At 68.4% G+C, this 20,787-nt stretch carries 15 protein-coding genes; 5 read left to right on the plus strand and 10 right to left on the minus strand.

Annotation, left to right across the window (positions count from 1 at the left end; translation table 11 throughout):
- Positions 1–45 precede the first annotated feature (45 nt).
- The 3 genes from LJE69_RS19960 to LJE69_RS19970 all read left to right on the plus strand — a co-directional run bounded on the left by LJE69_RS19960 (position 46) and on the right by LJE69_RS19970 (position 3,472).
- Positions 46–1,419, plus strand: a complete 1,374-nt coding sequence (locus tag LJE69_RS19960) for a DEAD/DEAH box helicase (protein WP_296927821.1) — start codon at positions 46–48, stop codon at positions 1,417–1,419.
- Between the two features lie 83 nt (positions 1,420–1,502).
- A complete protein-coding gene (locus tag LJE69_RS19965) occupies positions 1,503–2,297 on the plus strand; it encodes an alpha/beta hydrolase (RefSeq protein ID WP_296927822.1) in 795 nt (264 codons plus the stop codon).
- Between the two features lie 38 nt (positions 2,298–2,335).
- On the plus strand, positions 2,336–3,472 hold the full coding sequence (locus LJE69_RS19970) for a DUF3616 domain-containing protein (RefSeq protein ID WP_296927823.1): 1,137 nt from the start codon (positions 2,336–2,338) through the stop codon (positions 3,470–3,472).
- Between the two features lie 179 nt (positions 3,473–3,651).
- On the opposite strand, the gene LJE69_RS19975 is transcribed toward LJE69_RS19970, so the two are convergent.
- The 9 genes from LJE69_RS19975 to LJE69_RS20015 form a co-directional block, all read right to left on the minus strand.
- Positions 3,652–4,545, minus strand: a complete 894-nt coding sequence (locus tag LJE69_RS19975; protein ID WP_296927824.1) for an OmpA family protein — start codon at positions 4,543–4,545, stop codon at positions 3,652–3,654.
- 46 nt (positions 4,546–4,591) lie between these two features.
- On the minus strand, positions 4,592–5,614 hold the full coding sequence (locus LJE69_RS19980) for an SLAC1 anion channel family protein (protein ID WP_296927825.1): 1,023 nt from the start codon (positions 5,612–5,614) through the stop codon (positions 4,592–4,594).
- 551 nt (positions 5,615–6,165) lie between these two features.
- Positions 6,166–7,104, minus strand: a complete 939-nt coding sequence (locus tag LJE69_RS19985; RefSeq protein WP_296927826.1) for an aldolase catalytic domain-containing protein — start codon at positions 7,102–7,104, stop codon at positions 6,166–6,168.
- Between the two features lie 88 nt (positions 7,105–7,192).
- The gene (locus tag LJE69_RS19990; RefSeq protein ID WP_296927827.1) at positions 7,193–7,528 is read right to left on the minus strand and encodes a hypothetical protein; all 336 of its coding nucleotides are present in this window, start codon (positions 7,526–7,528) and stop codon (positions 7,193–7,195) included.
- Between the two features lie 204 nt (positions 7,529–7,732).
- Complete coding sequence (gene rpsA, locus LJE69_RS19995; protein ID WP_296927828.1) at positions 7,733–8,956, minus strand: 30S ribosomal protein S1; 1,224 nt, start codon at positions 8,954–8,956, stop codon at positions 7,733–7,735.
- A gap of 71 nt (positions 8,957–9,027) precedes the next feature.
- On the minus strand, positions 9,028–9,423 hold the full coding sequence (locus LJE69_RS20000; protein ID WP_296927829.1) for a hypothetical protein: 396 nt from the start codon (positions 9,421–9,423) through the stop codon (positions 9,028–9,030).
- A gap of 213 nt (positions 9,424–9,636) precedes the next feature.
- On the minus strand, positions 9,637–10,113 hold the full coding sequence (locus LJE69_RS20005; protein ID WP_296927830.1) for an LEA type 2 family protein: 477 nt from the start codon (positions 10,111–10,113) through the stop codon (positions 9,637–9,639).
- Positions 10,114–10,363: 250 nt separating this feature from the next.
- Positions 10,364–13,102: a cation-translocating P-type ATPase gene (locus LJE69_RS20010; protein WP_296927831.1), complete on the minus strand. Its 2,739-nt coding sequence runs from the start codon at positions 13,100–13,102 to the stop codon at positions 10,364–10,366.
- 254 nt (positions 13,103–13,356) lie between these two features.
- Positions 13,357–13,974 (minus strand): Uma2 family endonuclease, encoded by a 618-nt coding sequence (locus tag LJE69_RS20015; protein WP_296927832.1) that lies wholly within the window; start codon positions 13,972–13,974, stop codon positions 13,357–13,359.
- A 222-nt stretch (positions 13,975–14,196) separates the two neighbouring features.
- Here LJE69_RS20015 and LJE69_RS20020 point away from each other — a divergent pair, with 222 nt between their 5' ends.
- Positions 14,197–15,321, plus strand: a complete 1,125-nt coding sequence (locus LJE69_RS20020; RefSeq protein WP_296927833.1) for an efflux RND transporter periplasmic adaptor subunit — start codon at positions 14,197–14,199, stop codon at positions 15,319–15,321.
- Positions 15,314–18,673 (plus strand): efflux RND transporter permease subunit, encoded by a 3,360-nt coding sequence (locus tag LJE69_RS20025; RefSeq protein ID WP_296927834.1) that lies wholly within the window; start codon positions 15,314–15,316, stop codon positions 18,671–18,673. The genes LJE69_RS20020 and LJE69_RS20025 overlap by 8 nt, the downstream gene beginning before the upstream one ends.
- A 798-nt stretch (positions 18,674–19,471) precedes the next feature.
- Here LJE69_RS20025 and LJE69_RS20030 read toward each other — a convergent pair.
- The gene (locus LJE69_RS20030; RefSeq protein ID WP_296927835.1) at positions 19,472–20,362 is read right to left on the minus strand and encodes a hypothetical protein; all 891 of its coding nucleotides are present in this window, start codon (positions 20,360–20,362) and stop codon (positions 19,472–19,474) included.
- Positions 20,363–20,787: the final 425 nt, after the last annotated feature.

Raw genomic sequence — 20,787 nt, forward strand, 5'->3', positions numbered from 1 at the left:
CAAATTTCTGGCGACGCGTGGCTCCGGCGCAGGGTAGCGGCCGTCATGGATAGCTTCCTGGACGCGCAACTGGCCGAGCCGCTGCTGCGCGGCATCGCCAAGGCCGGCTTCGAGCAGCCGACGCCGGTGCAGACGGCGGTTATCCCGGTGGCGCTGGAGGGGCACGACCTGATGGCCGCCGCCGCCACCGGCTCCGGCAAGACGGCCGCCTTTCTGCTGCCCATCATGCAGCAATTGCTGGAATCGCCGGCGCCGCGCGCCGGCACCCGGGCGCTGGTGCTGGTGCCGACGCGCGAGCTGGCGAGCCAGGTGCTGGATCACTTCCACGCCGTCGGCAGCTATAGCCGGCTGACGGCGGCGGTCATCGTCGGCGGCGACCCGCGCAACCACCAGGTGAACGCGCTCAGGCGCAACCCAGAGATCCTCATCGCGACACCCGGCCGCCTGCGGGAGCACCTGGAGACGGGCGAGGCGGATCTCTCGGACCTGGCCTACCTGGTGCTGGACGAGGCGGACCGGATGCTGGACATGGGCCTGGTGGAAGACGTCTTCGCCATCATCCAGCAGGCGCCGGCCGAGCGGCAGTCCATGCTGTTCTCGGCGACGCTGCACCGGCGCGGCGTGGCGGAGTTGGCCGAGCACCTGCTGCGCGACCCGCTCACCATCACCCTGGACCACCACCGCAGCGCGCACCCGGATATCGACCATCAGGTGATCCTGGCGGACGACCCGGCGCACAAGGCGCGGCTGCTGCACCGGCTGCTGGAGACGGCCGACTACCAGCGCGCGCTGGTGTTCAGCAACACCCGCGACGGTGCCGAGCAGGCCGCAACGCGGCTCGCGGACCTGGACATCCGCTGCGCCGTGCTGCACGGCGAGCTCGATCAGCGCGAGCGCAAGCGTGTCATGGGCCTGTTCCGCGACGGCACGGTGCCGGTGCTAGTGGCGAGCGATGTCGCCGCCCGCGGGCTCGACGTGCCCGGTGTGGAGCTGGTGGTCAACCTGGACGTGCCGCGCAGCGGGGATGACTATCTGCACCGCAGCGGGCGCACCGGCCGCGCCGGCCGCCGGGGGCTGACGGTGACCCTGGTGGGCGCGCCGGAGTGGAACCGTATGGCCGGCATCGAGCGCTACCTTGGCCTGAGCGTGGGGCAGGTGGCGCTGGCGGGCCTGGAGGCGCGCTTCCAGGGCGCGCCAAAGCGGGGCAAGCCCATCAAGAAAGCCACCAAGAAGCGCGCTGCCAAGGGCGCCGCCGGCAAGGTCGAGGCCAAGCCCAAGACCAAGCAGCGTCTGCGCGACCGCAAGAACATCGGCAAGCGCCGCCAACCGTCCAATGGGGCGGGCGCCAAGGGGCCCGAAGGTACACCTGCCGGGCAGGGCGTCGAGGCCGGCTTCGATCCGCCCAAGCGTCGCGGCTGACCCCGAGCGCCGACCTGGGGATGTCGAGTGAAACTCGGTGCTCCTGGGCGGCAGTCGACAATGACCACGGGAGAGACCCAAGCATGCCCCACAGCCCGAAGCCGGACCGCGGCCTCGCCCACCAGCTCATGCAGCAGATGACCGCCCCCCTGCGCCTGGCGCTGGAGGCGCGCGCGCCTTGGGAGCTCGGCGCCGGCATCGCGGCCCAGCCGCTGCTGGCCGTCGCGCGCAAGGGCGACGGCCACCCGGTGCTGGTGCTGCCGCTGATGTTCGGCAGCGACCTCAACACCCTGCCGCTGCGCAGGTATCTCGCGGGCCGGGGGTACGCGGTGTCGGCCTGGGGGCAGGGCTTGAACCTGGGGCCGCGGGGCGGCGTGTTCGACGCCTGCCGCGCGCGGCTCGACGCCCTGTTCGCCGAGCACGGGCGGGCGGTGAGCCTGGTGGGCTGGAGCCTCGGCGGCCTGTACGCGCGGGCGCTGGCGCTGGCGGCACCGGCGCGGGTGCGGCAGGTGATCTGCGTCGGCACGCCCATCGGCGGTGACCCGCGGCCGGCGGACATCTGGCGCACCTACGAGCGCGTAACCGGCGACCCAATGGGCCTGCCGACCGAACTGGGCGCGCTGCATGGCCCGCTGCCGGTGCCGGCGACCAGCATCTACAGCCGCAGCGACGGCATCGTGCCTTGGGAGTACAGTGTCGAGCCCGCCGGGCCACGGGCGGAGAACATCGAGGTGGAGTCGAGCCATCTGGGCCTCGGCGTGCACCCGCTCACGCTCTACGCCGTCGCCGACCGGCTCGCGCAGCCGTTGGGGCAGTGGCAGCCATTTCAGCGCGACGGCATGCTGGCCTGGCTCTACCCAGCGCCGGCGGGTGCTTGATCTGCCCGCCCGGAGACCCGACGCAACGGGAGCCCCAGATGATCGCACAGCCCACCCTCAAGCCATTATTGCGCTTCAACAACGCCGATGATCCGGACGCCCTCCGGGACGAGGTCTCCGCCTGCTGCTTCGACGAGCGCGGCCGGCTCTGGTGCGGCACCGATGAGCGCAACGGCCTCTCCTGCCTCACGCCGCAGCCGGCGGCGGCGTCCGGTGCAGCGACCTTCGGCGCGCATCGCCAGATAGATCTCGCCGGCGCGCTGGACCTGCCGGACGGCAAGGACGAGGAGATCGACATCGAGGGCATGGACTACGGCGAGGGGCGCATCTGGTTCGTTGGCTCCCACACCAGCACCCGCCGCGGGGCCGAGCCGGATGACCTGGGCCGCAAGCAGCGCAAGGCGCTGCGCGACGTCAAGCGCCGGCTGAACCGCTTCATGCTTGGGTGCTTCGAGCCTGACGGCGCGGCGGTGCGCCTCGCGCAACTCCCCATCGGCAAGCGCGGCAACAAGCTGAGCGAGGCGCTGCGCGACGACGATCACCTCGCGCCCTTCCTGCGCAGTCAGGACGCGCGCCCGGGCTGGCCGCAGCTTGCCGCCAAGGAGAACGGCTTCGACATCGAGGGGCTCGCGGTACGCGGCGAGCGTCTGTTCCTGGGCCTGCGCGGGCCGGTGCTGCGCGGCTGGGCACTGCTGCTGGAGGTGGCCGTGGACGATGGCAAGGCGCCGAAGTTGAAGCTGGAGCAGATCGGCCGCGCCCTGGGCGGCAAGAAGCGCGTCTACCGCAAGCACTTCCTGGCGCTGGACGGCATGGGCGTGCGCGATCTGTGTTGGCAGGGCAACGACCTGCTGCTGCTCGCCGGCCCGACCATGGACATCACCGGCCGTCAGACTCTGTGGCGGTTGCGCGACGCCGCCACGCTGGACGATGACAGCATTACCCGGCGCGGGCGGCACCTGGAGCCCCTGTTCGACCTGCCCTTCGAGCCCGACGGCGACAAGGCCGAGGGCCTCGCCCCCTGGTATCCCACCAGCAGCGCAGGCGCCGGTAATGGGCACGCCGGCGTCATGATCGTCTACGACGCACCCGTGCCGGCGCGGAAGGAGGGCGCGGACGGTGTCAGGGCGGATGTGTTCGGGCTGCCCGTGGGGGGTGACGCCGGGGCTCTAAGTTGATTGTCGGGTTGCGCTATCGCTAACCCGACCTACGATCCTGTGCACGACGGCCGCGTCGGGCCTCCTTGCGTCGGCCCGACCTACGGGGGCGGCGCACTTCGCACTCCGGACTTCCCACTGGAGCAGACGCGCTCGGCGCATCCACCGCCGGGGACTTCGATCCCCGGCGGTGGTGTCCGTTAGCCGGCGGTGTCATCCGCCGGGCGCAACAGGATTTCCACGCGCCGGTTCTGACCGCGGCCGGTGCTACTCGCGTTGTCGGCGATGGGCTCGGCCGCGCCGACGCCCTCAATGTCCATGCGCTCGCCCGGCACGCCCAGTGCCACCAGGGCGGCGTGCACCGCGGCGGCGCGCTGCTCGGACAGGCTCAGGTTGGCGTGCGCATTGCCGCTGGCGTCCGTGTGCCCGCGCAGCAGGGCGCGGTGACCGGGATGGCGCGCGAGGAAGCCGGCGATCTCCGCCAGGGCGGCGTCGGCCTTCGCCGGCAGCTCCGCCGTGCCGGGCGGGAAGCGCAGCGCCGTCTCGTCCAGCCGGATCAGCACGCCCTGGGGGGTGAAGTGCGCGCCGAGCCTGGCGTAGTCCGCGGTCAGCTCGGTATAGCGCAGGGCCACGTCGGCGGCGCGGCTCGCGGCGGCGTCCGCGGCTGCCTTGGCTGCGGCCACCTTTGCTTCCAGCGCGTCGATGCGCGCGATGCTCTCGGCGAAGCCCGCCGACTGCTCGGACAGGACGTCGATGCGCGCGTGGGCGTCGGCGAGCTGCGCCGCCAACCCGGCCAGCTCCGCACTGCTGGCGAAGTCAGCGGCCTGCGTGGCGACCGTGGGCGCTGGGCGTTGCTGCGAAGCAATCTCGGTCGCCGGCGCCCGAGTCTCGGGTTGCGGCGCAGCCTGTGCTGGCGCGGTCGGCCGCGGGGGGACCGGGCCGGCCAGTTGGATCTCGCCGCCGGTCAGGGTGTAGAGCAGGGCGACGCCGCCGCCGAACAGGGTCGCCAGCACGCCGAGCACGACGGCGGTCCTGGCCGCTCCCGCGCGCTTGCCGGCGGTGGGGGGCGTGTTGGGTTGGTTGTCTTGGCTCATGTCTCGGGCTCCGCTGTGGTGGTTACGGGTGGGCTGACGGCGGGCGTCATTCGGGCAGGCAGATGCCGCGCGAGCGCACCGCGCGGGCGGTCTGCACCAGCAGCAGCAGGACGATGCCGGAGAGCATGGTGATCATGCCGAAGCCCAGGTACAAAAAGCCGACGAGCCCGGTGCGGTCCGCCATCAGCATGCTGGCGATGGCGATGGCCGCCAGCGGAAAGGAGTAGGCCCACCACGACAGGTAGAAGCGCAGCTTCAGGAACCGCGGCGCCTCGATGAACAGGAGCAGGGTGAAGAACAGGGCGGCGAAGTAGAGGATCTGCGCGAACACGTCCACGCCTCCGGTGAGCTGCACGTAGGCGATGCAGCCCACCGCGGGCGGCGCCACCAGGATGAACAGCGTCGGCATCAGCCGCTCCGGCAGCGGATGGTGGAACAGCACGCGGTAGAAGATGATGGTGAGCAGCACCGGCCAGAGCAGAATGCCGATGCTGAAGAAGAACCAGGACACCAGCTCATAGCCGAGCGGCACGCCCGCCACCGGCACCAGCACGTTGCCCACCGCCGGGATGAACCAGGCCGGGTTCATGTGCAGGACCTGGAAATGCTCGTGGTGCATCCAGATGTTGACGACGAACAGCGTGAAGCCGAGCTGGAGGGTGGCGCCGGTGATCCAGAGCCAGCGGCTCACATCCGGCGCCCAATGCAGATAGACGATGGACAGCAGCAGCAGGCTGATGGCCATGGTGGGCATGAAGTTGATGCGCACCGGGTGGCCGATCTCAGCGCGCACCGCGGCCGGGTGCAGTACCAGCTTGGCGAGGTAGAGCAGTGCCAGCACGCTGAACAGCAGCGTCGTCCCGCCCATGAGCCAGGGCACGAAGAAGAAGTGGATACCGAGCACGGCCTGGGCCTTCTCCCAGCCGATGGTGAGTCCGGCGAGGCCCATCACCATCGCGAAGAAGGACGCCGGAAAATGCTCCAGCCGGCTGCCGTGCCCGGCGGCCGGCGCGGACTGGGTGGGGCTCTCTGCCGGAATCTGGTCCGGCGTCGTGGCTTGCGTGGACATCTTGCCTCCAAGTCTGATTCTGCGGGGCCGGTGCCTGAACGCCGGCGGGTGCGGGAATGCGAATCAGTCTAGGCAGGCCGTGCCCGGCGCCGCATTGACAAATTTCGGAGTGTGGCGGTTGGTTGTTGCGTGGACGGGGGGCGATGGGCTGGGCGGTGCTGCTGGAGGAAAGACCACCGCCGGGAGTGGCCGCCGGTCGCGGCACCGGGAGTGCCGCTCCCACGGTGCTTAGATCGGGCAAGTATTCGGCGGTCGGGTTACGCTGCGCTAACTCGACCGCCGATAACGGCTGTTTCAGGCGCGCCGGCGTGGGAGCGCCTCTGCCTTTTGTGGCGCGACGACGACTGGGAGGTTGCCTGCCGCTTGGCAGTGACTCGGGGCGTGGCGTGCTGCCTTACCGTCGGTCGCGGCACCAAGAGTGCCGCTCCCACAAGCGCGGTAGATCGGGCTGAGCGGAGGCGAAGCCCGACGCCGGCAGCGTAGATGTGCGCGCGCGTCGGGCCTCCTGGCGTCGGCCCGACCTACAGGGCACCGGCGGCGGCGCTTCCGGGTCAGATTTCGGAGACGACCTTGTCGTAGAAGGTGACGAAGTCGTCGCGCTGGTCGCTCTCGCGCCACTCGATGGCGGAGCGTGGGTGCTGGTTGAGCTGGCCGGTGATGTTGTAGGGCACGAGCGGGCCCCATTCGATCTCGCGGCGCAACGGCACGAGGTGGTTCTGGATCACCTCGATGATGGGGCGCAGGTCGAACTTGGGGTTGCGCAGGAAGCCAAGCAGCAACTCGGTGTGGCAGTTGCCGGCGCCGCGGCCGAAGCCGAGCAGGGTGGCGTCCACGCGGTTGCAGCCGAGAATGATGGCCTCGATGGTGTTGGCGAAGGCGAGCTGCATGTTGTTGTGGGCGTGGATGCCGATCTCTTTGCCGGTGTCTTTCAGGGCCTCGGCGTACTTGTGGTAGAGCCGGTCCACCTGCTCGCGGTACAGATGACCGAAGCTGTCCACGATGACCATGGTGCTGGCCGGCGTGTCCGCGATGGCCGCGAGCACGGTGTCGATCTCTTCCTCGGTGATGTTGGAGACGGCCATCAGGTTGGCCGTGGTCTCGTAGCCGAGCTCGGCCGCGTGGCGGATCATGTCCACCGCCTCCGAGACCTGATGCGCGTAGAAGGCGACGCGGATCATGCTGAGCGGGCTGTCGGCGGCGGGCACGATGTCCGTCTCCCAGTCGCTCTTGCCGGCGTCGGCCATGGCCGCAAGCTTGAGGCCGGTGCGCTCCGGGTCGTGGTCGCCCACCACGCGCTGGAGATCCACCTCGTCGCAGTGACGCCAGGGTCCGAACTTCTCCACCGGGAAGGTCTGCTTCGAGTTCTTATAGCCGATCTCCATGTAATCGACGCCGGCGGCGACACAGGCGTCGTAAACGGCCCGCACGAAGGCATCGCTGAACTGGTGTGCGTTCACCAGTCCGCCGTCGCGCACGGTGCAGTCGAGCACCTTGAGCTCGGGCCGGTAAGTGATCCAAGGAGCCTTTTGGGGCGCCTTTTGGGGGGGCTCTTGGGGTGCCTGATCGGGGGCCTGCGTGTCAGCCGTCGTCGCCGCCATCGGTGTTCATCTCCGCTTCGGGTGGTTCACGGAATTGTGCACCGCAAAATGACCCGCGGGCATTGGCTTCGGTCAGGTTTGACAGCGTTGGGCGTCCTGCGAGGCGCGCCGTGGGAGTGGCGTCCCCGCCGCGATCAGCGACCGGCAGAACGATGAGTCGTGGGTGTTGCAGCGGGGCGCAGGGTTGCCGGCGCCCCGGTGCGACTGCGCCGAAAGGCGACCAATCGCCGGTAGTCGGCCCGACATCGAAATCGGGATCCTTGTCGAAGCCAGCGCCGATTGCGATTTCGATGGTGCTACCGATTTCGATGAGCACGACTGATGGGCAAGAGGCCGCGCCTCGCCAGTGCGGGTCCTTGGATTTGTCGATACCGTTCGCTGTTCGGCGCGAGCGAGTGTCGCCCTGGAGGGCGACACTCCGGCCATCGTGACCCACGGTCGGAGTGTCGGCCTCCAGGGCGACACGAATCAGCGCTGCGGGCGGCGTTGAGAGTGGTCTCGATACTTCCGCAGCGAAGCGCTAGTCGTCGCGCCCCATCTGCTCCTTCAGCAGGTCGCCGAGCGTCCCGAGGCGGTCGTCGGGTGCCGGGGCCTCGTCGCGGCGTCCGCGCCGGCCTCTACCGCGCTCGGGGGCAGGATCTTCGTCTAAGGCAACGGCCTCGTCCGCCATGGACAGGCCGATGCGCTTGCGGTCCGGCTCCACCTTGAGGACGGTGGTCGTCACTTGCTGGCCGGTGCTGAGCACCTCCTGCGGGTGGTTCAGACGGCGGCCGGCGCCAAGCTCGGAGATGTGGATCAGGCCCTCCAGTCCGGGCTCCAGCTCGACGAAGGCGCCGAAGGGCTGGAGGCGCGTGACGCGGCCGTCGACCCGGGTGCCGGGGCTGTAGCGGGCGACGGCGTCGGACCAGGGGTCCTTGGCGAGCGCGCGAATGGACAGCGCGATCTTTTGCGGGCGCTTGGGGTTGCCGGTGTCCTCGATGCGCAGCACCTGCACTTCGATCTCCTGGCCCAGGTGCAGGACTTCCTCGGGGTGATTGATGCGGTTCAGGGACATCTCGCTGATGTGCACCATGCCTTCGACGCCGCCCAAGTCCACGAAGGCGCCGAACTCCTTGATGCCCACCACCTTGCCGTTCAGCACCGCGCCCTCCTGGAGCTGTTCCTTCAGCGCCTCGGCCTGGGCGGCGCGCTCTTCTTCGAGCAGCGCGCGGCGGGAGACCACCATGTTGAGCCGCTTGCCGGCCTCGAACTTGGTGATGCGGAAGGCGTATTGCTGGCCCACCAGGGTGGACAGATCCTCGATGAAGCGGATGTCCGCCTGCGACGCCGGGCAGAAGGCGCGGTGGCCGGCGATGCGGACCTCGAGCCCGCCCTTCGTGGTGCCGGTGATGGTGCCTTCCACCGGCAGGCCCTGCTGGTAGGCCGCCTCGAGCTCGTCGGCACCATGCAGGTGCTTGCCGTGCTTGCCACCGAGGGTGATGGCGCCGGTATCGGCATCGATGCTGGCGATCACCGCCTCCAGCTCATCGCCGACGGCCACCTTGAGGTTGCCGTCCTTGTCCTTGAGGTTGCCGACGTCCATGGCGCCCTCGGCCTTGCCGCCGAGGTCCACGAACACTTGTTCCTCGCCGATGGCGATCACCTGTCCCTTGACCCGGTCGCCAGGCTTCGGCCGCTCGGCGACGGCCTGTTCCGTTTTTTCCAGCTCCCGCAACAGGGCCTCGAACTCACTCTCGTCTGTCATGCTCTCTTGGCCTGTCTCGGGGGCCGGGCTTGAGTCTCTTCCGTGCGCCGGTCGTCTTGTCGGCTATGGCGCTAGTGGCTGTGCTGGTGGCCGTGCTCGCACGGGCCGCCCGCGTTGAGACCACCGCGCTCGCTGAGCTCCGCGCGGTAGTCGATAAAGTCTTGCAGGTGTGCGACGAGCCGCCCGGTGAGGGCGTCGTCGCTGGTGTCCGTATGGCCGCCCTCGGCGCGCGTGATGGCGAGGTCCGGTGCAATCATCTCCAGCACCACGTAGGCGAGCAGGCCCTCGGCGATGAGCTGCGCGGCTTGTGCGCGCCAATGGGGGTGCTCGGCGTCCAGTGCCGCGCGCTCGGCAGGGTCCAGGGTCTGCGCCTGCTCGGCCACCCAGGCGGCGAGGACGCGCTGCTGGGCCGGGCGGCGCTGATCCGAGCCTTGGGCGGACGGAGCGCTGGCGGGGTAGGTGGACATCAGAGATGCGCGGGGGTGCTGACGGATACTGGTGGACGCTTTGGGAGGGGAGGTCGCGCACGGGCGACGCTGGCCGGGCGCTGTAGCTCGATACGGCGATCACTGGCTGCGGATTCTAACCATCCCGGGCGGCGCGGGCTACCGTGCAGGTGTGACTTTGAGGCCGGGGAATTGCCTAATGCGCCCTGGTTGTCGGCCGCGCCGCCGTATCGGTCAACGCAGGGATGCGGCCAAACGGACCAGTCCCTTGAGATCGATCTTACCAATGTGACGATAGCCGAGCCGCACGCGCGGCAATGGCGAGACCGTCCCCTCCAGCCGGTAGCGCCAGGGTTGGGGCGTGAGCGCGAGCCTGGGCAGCGTCAACGCCAGACGGTGTGCGTTGCCGCTCACCAGGACCTCCATATCGGTGGCGCCCCGGGCCGGCACCCGGCGCCGCAGATCGCCCTCGCCCGACGCGATGGGGTGCTCCTCGAGCCACAGCCGATAGGTCATGGACAGCACCGGCAGCGGCAGCGGGTTCGGATTCTGCACCCGCAGCCCCACCCGCAGGCATTGCTCGCCCGCCGTCAACCGCTCCGGGCGCACCGAGGTGAGCTTCACGTCTGGCGGTTGCAGGCGTCGGATGGCAACGACGACGGCCCCTGCGATCAACGCCAGCACCACGGCTAGCAAGCCCCCGATCAGCACGGCACGGAGCGCCAGCGCGTGGCAACGTGGTTGGATGCATCGACGGGTCGGTGAGCCATGGTGCGGGAATTGTGCGCTCAACCGAGCCCGGCCGCCACGACTTTGGGATGGCGTGGGAGCGGCACTCCCGGTGCCGCGACCGGCAATCCGCTCCCACGGGAGGAATGCCCAGGCAATCAGCGTTGCAGGGTCGTTTGCGGTCCAGGGACGACGACGACAACGAAGCGCTTGTGTTGGAGAGGCCGCGCAGTCACGAAATCCGTGCGGGCGCATGCACGTCGCCCACCGGCTCCAGCGGCGCCAGCCGCCGGATCAGCCACTTGGTGATCTCCAGCACCGGCACGATGGTCAAGGCTGCGCCAAGCACCAGCAGCCAATCCGACAGCGGTAGGGCGTAGGTGCCGAAGGCGTCCGACAGTACTGGGACGTAAACGATCAGCGCCAGCAGCATCAGCTCCCACAGAATGGCGATGTTGAGCCACCTGTTGGCGAAAGGGTGGCGCAGGACAGAGTCGCGGTCGGAGCGGAAGTTGTAGGCCTTGAAGAATTGGATCAGCACCAGGGAGATGAAGGTCGTGGTCATGGCGTGCACCAGGGTTTGTTCGGGGTCTAGACCCATTCGCTCCCCATTTCCCAGCTCGTACACAAACAGCGAGACGTTAACGATGGTGGACCAGACGCCTCCGATCACCATGAGCCAGACTACCGGCGGCGTGAAGATGCCCGCCTTGGGGTCCCGCGGCGGGCGGCGCATCAGGCCCGGCTCGGGCGGATCGACCGCCAGCGCCAGCGCCGGCAGGCCGTCGGTGGCGAGGTTGACGTAGAGGATCTGCACCGCCGACAGCGGCAGCGGCAGCCCGGCCAGGGTCGCCGCGGCCATAAGGCCGATCTCGCCGATATTCGACGAAAGCAGGTACATCAGGTACTTCTTGATGTTGGAGAAGATGCCGCGGCCTTCCTCGACGGCGCCGACGATGCTCGCGAAGTTGTCGTCGGTGAGGGTCATGTCCGCCGCCTCGCGGCTGACGTCGGTACCGGTGATGCCCATGGCGATGCCGATGTCGGCGCGTTTCAGGGCAGGCGCGTCGTTGACGCCGTCGCCGGTCATGGCGCAGACGTGGCCGCGGCGCTGCCAGGCCTTCACCACGCGCAGCTTGTGCTCGGGGGAGACGCGGGCATAGACCTCGATGTCGGCGACGGCGGCGTCCAATTCCTGTTGGCTCATCGCGTCCAGCTCGCGGCCGGCGACGACACGTCCGTCGCGCAGGATGCCCAGCTCGCGGGCGATGGCGGCGGCGGTGTCCGGGTGGTCGCCGGTGATCATGATGGGGCGGATGCCGGCGCGCTCGCAGTCGGCGATGGCCGGCCGCGCCTCGTCCCGGGGCGGGTCGATCATGCCCACCAGACCCAGGAAGATCATGTGGTGCTCGCCGTCTTCCCGGCCCGCGCCGGGCTTCTCCGCAATGGCCAGGACGCGCAGCGCCTGCTGCGCCAGCTCGCCGGCCGCCTGCTCGATCTGTGCCCTCGCGGCGCCGTCCAGCGGGGTCTCCCGGGGTGCGCCCTCTTGGAGCGTCAGCAGCCGGTCGCAGCCGGCGAGGATCACCTCCGCCGCGCCCTTGGCGTAGGCCACGGTGCCGTCGCCGTCGCGGTGCAGGGTGGTCATGCGCTTGCGCTCGGAGCTGAAGGGGATCTCGTCGAAGCGGGGCTTCTGCGCCTCCAGGTCCGACTTGACGATGCCGGCCTTGGCGGCCGCCACCACCAGTGCGCCCTCGGTGGGATCGCCGTAGAGCCTCCAGGCACCGTCTTCCTGTTCGAGATGGGCATCGCAGGACAGGGCCGCGGCGTGCAGCGTGCGCTCCACCAGGGCGCGCTGTTCCGGTGTCTTGGATGGGAGCTCGATGTCGCCTTCCGGTGCATAGCCGCTGCCGGTGACGCGCGTGACCTGCCCGTCCGTCCAGATGGCACGCACGGTCATCTCGTCGCGGGTGAGGGTGCCGGTCTTGTCCGAGCAGATGACCGAGGTGCTGCCCAGAGTCTCCACCGTCGGCAGCCGGCGCACCAGGGCGTGGCGCTTCACCATCTGCTGCACGCCGATGGCGAGCGAGATGGTGACCACCGCCGGCAGGGCCTCGGGCACCACGGCCACGGCGAGCGCCACGCCGAAGATGAACATGTCAAGGATGTTCTCGCCGCGCAGCACGCCGAGGCCGGCGATGAGCACGACGACGACGCCGGCGGCGATGGCCAGCACCCGGCCCACCTTGTCCAGGTTCTGCTGCAGCGGCGTGCGCAGCTGCTCGACGCCGGCGAGCATGCCGGTGACGCGGCCGAACTCGGTGCCGAGACCGGTCTCGACGGCGATGCCGCGGCCGCGGCCATAGGCGACATCGGTGCCGGCGTAGGCGAGGTTGACCCGGTCGCCGAGGGCAAGGTCGGCCTCGGCGAGGGCGTCGGTGGACTTGTCGACGGGGACGGACTCACCCGTCAGCGCCGCCTCGTTGACGCGCAGGTTGACCGCCTCCGTCAGGCGCAGGTCGGCGGGGATGCGGTCGCCGGCGCCGAGCAGCACCAGGTCACCGGGCACCACCTCGCGGGCGGGGACGGTCTGCTCGCGGCCGTCGCGGATGACCTTGGCATTGGGCGCGGCCATCTTGCGCAACGCCTCCATGGCGCGCTCGGCGCGGTATTCCTGGATAAAGCCCAGGCCGATGGCGAACAGCACGATGACGGCGATCACCACGGACTCCAGCACCTCGCCCAGCACGGCGGACAGGCCCACCGCGATGAGCAGGATGATGATCAGCACGTTCTGGAACTGCTCGGCCAGAATCTTCCAGGGCGACACGGCATCGGCGCGCGGCAGCTCGTTGTAGCCGTAGCGGCCCAGGCGCGCGGCGGCCTCCGCGGCGCCGAGGCCGTTGGCGCCGGTGCCGAGCTCGGCGCCGATGTCGTCAACGTCGCGCATGTGCCAGAGATGCTGGTTTGGCATGGGACTGCTCCTGGGGCATGGTGCCGAGGGGCGGATCGAGGCTGGCCGACGGCCGGAGTGTCGCCCTCCAGGGCGACACCCGCTCGCGCCGGACAGCGAGCGGTATCGGCAATTCCAAACAACGCGGAAATTGCGCGGATCGTAGGTCGGGTTACGCTATCGCTAACCCGACCTACATCCAATACGTGCCCAATCTCACTCGCGCAGGAACCGCGATGTCAGCGCCGTGTGTCGTCGCGCGCAGCGTGGCCCGATCAACCTTGCCCGGTTGAGCTTTGCAGGGCGTTTCGGAAGCCGCGGATCGCCGCCGAGGTCGTGGGCTCCTCGATGAAGCTGGTCAGCAGCCCGAGATCCAGCCCCGGCAGCACTTCGCTCCGGGCCACCGGCTCGTAGCGCTCGCCGCGCAGGCAATAGGGCTGGATCACGCCCTTGCGCCAGTACCAGACCTCCCTGACACCGAGCTTGCGATAGATGTCGAGCTTGTCGATGCGCCCGGACGTCCAGACCACCTCGATGGCCAGGTGCGGGCGCTCCGCGTTCGCGGTGCCGAAGACGTAGCACTCGTCCGGCTCGGCACCGCGCTTGCGCCTCTTGTCTTTGAGCGTCCAGGAGCCGTAAGTGGAGAACTCGATGTCGCGTTCCAGACAGTACGTCTCGACCAAGGCACCAATGACGGACTTGATGCCTTCATGGGTCTGCGACGGGCTCATGATCTCGACGGCTCCGTCGAGGTAGGCGATGCGCGGGGCGGAGTGATCGCCGCGTATGGCCAGCAGCCGCTCGTAGTCCTTCCAACTGACGTCGGACAGGAACACGACGTGGTCCTCCCGCGGGCGGTCGTCGTGGCTCGCGTAGCGCTCGGTGGCTTGCATGAGGCCGATCCTCGGGTGATGGCTTGCGATAGCTTAACGAGAAATTCTGCGACGCCGTGTACCGTTGACACCATGGCCCGGCGGTGTGCGTCGGCAGGGCGGCGGATCGCCACACGGCCCTCTCCCTTGTTCCCGATGTCTCTGTAACAAACAGAAATATTTGAAGGATCAAGCCAGTATCACTATATTAGCAAAATCTAATTTATAATCGGAACCATCCTCATGACTCGAAATCGCATGCTCCGCGGCGTGCTGCCGGCGTTGACACTGCTGCTGCCCATGGCCTTGCCTACCGGCGCATGGGCCGCCAGCGACGCGGCGACGCCCGCCATCGCCGATCTCGCCACCGCCGAGGTGGCGCAACGCACCGTTCCGCGCGAGTACCGTCTCGACGGCGTCGTCGAGGCCGTCAACCGTGCCACGGTCTCGGCCCAGACCCAGGGCCAGGTGAAGGAGATCCTGTACGACGTCGATGACTTCGTGAAAAAGGGCGACGTCATCGTGCGCCTGCGCGACAACGAGCACCGCGCCCGCGTCGCCCAGGCCACGGCCGAGCTCAAGTCCGCCAAGGCGCAGTCGGTGCGCGCCAAGGACGAGTACACCCGCATCGAGGACCTGTTCAAGAAAAAGAGCGCGTCCGCGGCCGAGCGGGACAACGCCGAGGCGGAGCTGGCCAGCGCCCAGGCCCGGCTGGAGGCTGCGCAGGCGGCGCTGGACCAGGCGCAGGAGCAGCTCGGCTACACCGTGATCCGCGCGCCGTACTCCGGCATCGTCATCGAGCGGCAGGTGGAGCTGGGCGAGATCGCGAGCCCCGGTCAGCCGGTGATGACCGGCGTCTCGTTGGACGAGCTGCGCGTCGCCGTGGACGTGCCGCAGAGCGTGATCCCGGCCGTGCGCGAGCTGGGCGAGGTGAAGGTCTACCTGCCGCATGGGGGCTCCGACGCCACCGTCGTGCAGCCGGCGCGCATCACCGTGTTTCCGTTCGCGGACCTGGGCTCCAACACCTTCCGCGTGCGGCTCGACCTGCCCGAGGGCGTGCCGGGCCTGTTCCCGGGCATGTTCGTCAAGACCGGCTTCATCACCGGCAAGAAGGACGAGCTGACGGTGCCCAAGTCGGCCGTCGTCTATCGCTCCGAGGTCACCGGTGTCTACGTGGTGGACACCGACGGCGTCGTGCGCATGCGCCAGATCCGCGTCGGCCGCAATCTGGGCGACGAGCTGGTGGTGCTGTCGGGCCTCACCGAGGGTGAGACCGTGGCGCTGGACCCCATCGCCGCCGGTGTCGCGCTGAAGGCGCAGGCGCATGCGCGTGCCGTGGCGCTGTTCGGAGGTGGTCACGATGGCTGAGGTCACCACACCCGATGAACAGGGCGCTGGCGCTGCCGACAGTGGCGGTGGCCGGCGCCTCGGCCTCTCCGGCCGTATCGCCGCGCGCTTCCAGAACACCGAGATCACCCCGCTGCTGGCCCTGGTGGGCCTGCTGCTGGGGCTGTTCGCCATCCTCGTGACCCCGCGTGAGGAAGAGCCGCAGATCAACGTCACCTTCGCCGACGTCTTCATTCCGTTTCCGGGGGCGTCGGCGAGCGAGGTGGAGCACCTGATTGCCGGCCCGGCCGAGCAGGTGCTCTCCGAGATCAAGGGCGTCAAGCACATCTACTCCATCGCGCGGCCGGGCATGGCCGTGGTGACGGTGCAGTTCAAGGTGGGCGAGGACCGCACCGACGCCATCGTGCGCCTGAACAGCAAGGTCATGTCCAACCAGGACTGGCTGCCGCAGAATCTCGGCGTCGGCGAGCCCATCATCAAGCCCAAGGGCATTGATGACGTGCCCATCCTGACCGCGACGCTGTGGTCGCGGGACCGCGCCGGGGGCGCCTACGAGCTGGGCAAGGTGGCGCACGCCATCGAGCAGGAGATCAAGCGCGTGGACGGCACGCGCGACATCTACACCGTCGGCGTACCGGAGCAGGTGGTGCGCGTGGTGCTCGACCCGCAGGCGCTGGCCGCGCACGGCATCGACCTCGGCGACCTGCGCCGCAGCCTGCAGGCCGGCAACAGCATCCGCGACGACATCGGCGTGGTGGCCGACAACACCGAGGTGCTGGTGCAGGCTGGCACCTTCCTCACCCAGCCCGAGCAGATCGGCGACCTGGTGGTGGGCCTGCATGGCGGCCGGCCGGTGTACCTGCGCGACGTCGCGCGCATCGAGCGCGGCCCGCAGGTACCCGCGACCTACGTCTCCATGGGCCTGGGCCCTGGTGCCAAGCACGGCGAGGCGCCGCCGGCGGAGCACGCGCTGTCCGACACCGAGCTGTGCGCGCTGGCCATGGGCTGCACCACGCCGGCGGTGACCATCGCCGTGGCCAAGAAGGAAGGCGAGAACGCCGTGGACATCGCCGCGCGCGTCGAGCAGCGCATCGCGCAGCTCGAGGGCACCTTCATCCCCGACGACGTCGAGGTCAGCATCACCCGCAACTACGGCGAGACCGCCGACTACAAGGCCAAGAAGCTCATCACCAAGCTCGCCTTTGCGACCGTCTCCGTGGTGGTGCTGGTGCTCATCGCCGTCGGCTGGCGCGAGTCCGTCATCGTCGGCGCCGCGGTCATCGTCACCCTCATGCTGACGCTGTTCGCGAGCTGGGCCTACGGCTTCACGCTCAACCGCGTGTCGCTGTTCGCGCTCATCTTCTCCATCGGCATCCTGGTGGACGACGCCATCGTCGTCGTGGAGAACATCCACCGCCACATGGCCCTGTGGCCGCGCAAGCGGCTGTTGCAGCTCATCCCCGGCGCCGTCGACGAGGTGGGCAGCCCGACCATCCTGGCCACCTTCACCGTGATTGCCGCGCTGCTGCCCATGGCCTTCGTAACGGGGCTGATGGGGCCGTACATGAGCCCCATCCCCATCAACGCCTCCATGGGTATGCTCATCTCTCTGGTGGTGGCCTTCGTCTTCACCCCCTGGATGAGCAACTTCATGCTCGGCAAGCGGCACGATGCGGCGGCCACGGCGGGCGAGGGCGCCCACGGCCCGCACCATGACGGCCATCGCGACGGCGGCGGCCAGCGCCTGCAAGGCTTTTTCCGCCGCGTCATCGGCCCGTTCCTGGCCGGCGGCAAGGGCATCCGTAACCGCTGGCTGCTGCTGGCCGGCATCCTGGTGCTCATCGCGGGCTCCGTGCTGCTGGTGGTCAACCGCGTCGTCATCCTCAAGATGCTGCCGTTCGACAACAAGAGCGAGTTCCAGGTCGTGCTCGACATGCCCGAGGGCACCAGCCTGGAGCAGACCTCGCGGGTCTTGAGCGAGATGGGCCACTACCTCAGCACCGTGCCCGAGGTGGCCAACTACCAGATCTACGCCGGCACCGCCGCGCCCATCAACTTCAACGGCCTGGTGCGCCAGTACTACCTGCGCGAAGGGCCGCACCTGGGCGACATCCAGGTCAACCTGGTGGACAAGCACCACCGCGACGAGAAGAGCCACAAGATCGCGCTCGAGCTGCGCGCGCCGCTGCAGAAGATCGCCCGCCGCTACGACGGCAACGCAAAGCTCGTCGAGATCCCACCCGGCCCGCCGGTGCTCTCGCCGCTCGTGGCCGAGGTCTACGGCATCGACTACGACGGCCAGATCGATATCGCCAAGCAAGTGCGCGGCGTGTTCGAAAAGACGCCCGACATCGTCGACATCGACGACTCCGTCGAATACCCCTCGGCCAAGGTGCTCGTGGTGGTGGATCGCGCCAAGGCCGCCCGGCTCGGCGTCGAGCAGGCCGCCGTCGCCCAGGCGCTGGCGACCGTGCTCGCCGGCGAGGACATGAGCTACCTGCACGGGGCCAACGTCAAATACGCCGTGCCCATCCGCGTCGAATACGACGCCGCCGACAAGGCCGACCTGGAACAAGTGCTGGCACTGCGGGTGCGCGCCATGGGCGGGCAGCTCGTGCCCCTGTCCGAGATCGTCCAAGTCGTCAAGACCACCCGCGAGCACAGCATCTACCACAAGGACCTGCTGCCCGTGGTCTACGTCACCGGCGACATGGCCGGCCACACCGACAGCCCCCTCTACGGCCTGTTCGAGATTGCCGGCCACCTGAGCAAGGACCTGGGGCTGACCCAGTGGTACATGCAACAGCCCGAGAACCCGTATGAGTTCAGCGTCAAATGGGACGGCGAATGGCAGATCACCTACGAGACCTTCCGTGACATGGGCATTGCCTACGGCGTCGGCCTGATCCTGATCTACCTGCTCGTCGTCGCCCAATTCCGCAGCTACATCGTGCCCCTGGTGATCATGGCCCCCATCCCGCTCACCATCATCGGCATCCTGCCAGGCCACGCCCTGCTGCACGCGCAATTCACCGCCACCAGCATGATCGGCATGATCGCGCTCGCCGGCATCATCGTGCGCAACTCCATCCTGCTGGTGGACTTCATCAACCAGCAGGTCCGAGAAGGCAAGGCATTCGAAGACGCCGTCATCAACTCCGCCGTGGTGCGCGCCAAGCCCATCGCCCTCACCGCCATCGCCGCCATGGCCGGTGCCGTGTTCATCCTCGACGACCCGATCTTCTCGGGGCTGGCCGTCTCGCTCTTGTTCGGCCTGTTCGTCTCCACCGTGCTGACGCTCGTCGTCATCCCGGTGGTGTACTACGGGGTGATGCGCAAGCGGGTGGGGTGGATCAGGACGGCGACGGGGTGAGGCTCGATTGAGTCGGAGGTGGTGCTGGCATACGGCCGGCACCAAACACGCCCCGTTCACCCTCATGGGCGCCGATCACGGCGCCCACCGCTGTGGGAGCGCCGTCCCCGGCGCGATCGGCTGCAAGCCGTGGCGAGACAATGCGCAGTGACCGCAGAACGCCTGTCGCCAGCGTTCCATGCTCGCGACACCGCCCACGCTTAAGGTTAGCCCATGAGCTTATCGTATTCTGCATGAGCGACAATCCAGAACCACTGCACCCCATCTGGAACGGGAATCCCAAGCGCCCGGTACTTTGCTCCAACACGGACGCTCCGATGTTGCCCTTGCTTCACTTTATTTCTTCAAGAAGTTTTGTCGGGACAAATCCACCAAAGGTTGTGTAAGCCGTCCGGATGGCAGCCTCGATAATTCGGGAACAACTGTCTTCGTCAAAGCATCTCTTCAAGATGCACCTGGTAGGCGAGTACGTCCTCAGCCTCAAGATTAAGCTCTTCGGCGTTGGCGTTTAGCAGTTCAAGTTTGGCTCCTCGGGGTAGCATCGGGCGTGGGTGCTGTCTTTAACAACAGTCGTCGTCAGTGGTCAGCGAAGGAGGCCGGTACTTGTGGACGGTGAGACGGGAGATAGGGTAAGCGGCCGTCTTGGACGTTGGCGACCAGGCCGCGGAAGTCGGCGCAGGTAAGCCGGTGACGAGACAGGCGAGCCGCAGCGGGACGGGCTGCCGCGGCTGCGCGAGTGCTTCGTCGTCGATGTGCCGGGTCGGGATCGGCAACGGCGGGCTCGGCGGGCGGCGACGGTTACCGCAGCACGTCGTCGATGCTCTCCGCCTTCAGCAGCCGCCGGGACCAACGCAGTAGCGATTCCGGGTTGGCTGCTTCGACCTGTGCGCGGACTTGCTCGGGAACAGGGCCGAATTTGTCCTCCAGTAGCAGCATGAGCATGTTCGCCTCGCCCAGTTGGATGCCGATTTGTTTGCCGATCTCCTTGCCTTCTTCGCGCATGCGGGTGGAAAACGACTGCATGGTCTTGGCCTCCTCGGGATAGTCGCGTTCGTACTCTTCGCGCTCGGTGTCGCTCAGGTTAGCGTAGATGTCGACGAAGTCGGCATATTTCAGTCGCTTCTCTGGATCGGGCTCCAGCTGCATCAGCCCCCGTAGCGCCAGGGCGTAGACCGTCACGCGCTCGCTCGGAGCGTAGCGCATGTTGGGCAGGTTGAGCCGGGCGACGATGTTGTCGCTGTCGCGCCAGTCCTGCCAGTCCAGGTGCTTGAGCGCGCACGCCAGGTAACGGAAGGTCAGGAAGTCGTATCTGTCCCCGCCCAAGGTCAGCGACGCGGGCCGCTCGCCCTTGCGCAGGAAGATGGCCACTGGCACGACGCGCTCGGTCTCGAACAGCTCGGCGAGGTCCAGGCAGTAGTGGGCCAAGCGGTGGATCGAGAACCTGGAGGTCTCGGTCTCTTCCTCGAGCGCAAACAGCACTGCCGCATGCCGCCCGTCGGGCCATTCCAGCAACAGCGGCACGTCCAGCTCGCGGAAGCGGTCGCCGAGGCGTTCCTTGAGCTGCTCTTGGCGCACCGGGATGATGCGCACTCGCTGGTCGACCTCCGCCGCCTCGTCGGCGGCGAAGAACTGCACGGCGTCGTGGGGATAATCGACGATCAGATTCTTGAAGTCCTGGTCGTGGCTCATCGAAAACTCGTTGTGGTGCGGTCACTCTCCCCGAGTTGCTATTGAGGCCAGCGCCGCTCCGTACGCATCCAAGACAGCCGCTGCGCAGGGTCTTGTCACGGGTCGGCAGCGTACCTAAGTGTGGCGGGTGCAGCCACGCTCGCGCGGACTCCGGCGACGCCTGCCGCCTCGGCCTCTCCGGGCGCATCGCCGCGCGCTTCCATAACACCGAGATTCACCCCGCTGCTGACCCTGGTGGGCCCGCTGCGGGGCTGTTCGCCATCCTGGTGACGCCGCGCGAGGAAGCGCCGCAGATCAACGTCACCTTTCACGCGCTGTCCGACACCGAGCTGTGCGCGCTGGCCATGGGCTGCACCGCGCCGGCGGTGACCATCGCCGTGGCCAAGAAGGAAGTCGAGAACGCCGTGGACATCGCCGCGCGCGTC

This window comes from Thiohalocapsa sp., from assembly GCF_022340605.1.
In the GTDB taxonomy this organism is placed as follows: domain Bacteria; phylum Pseudomonadota; class Gammaproteobacteria; order Chromatiales; family Chromatiaceae; genus Thiohalocapsa.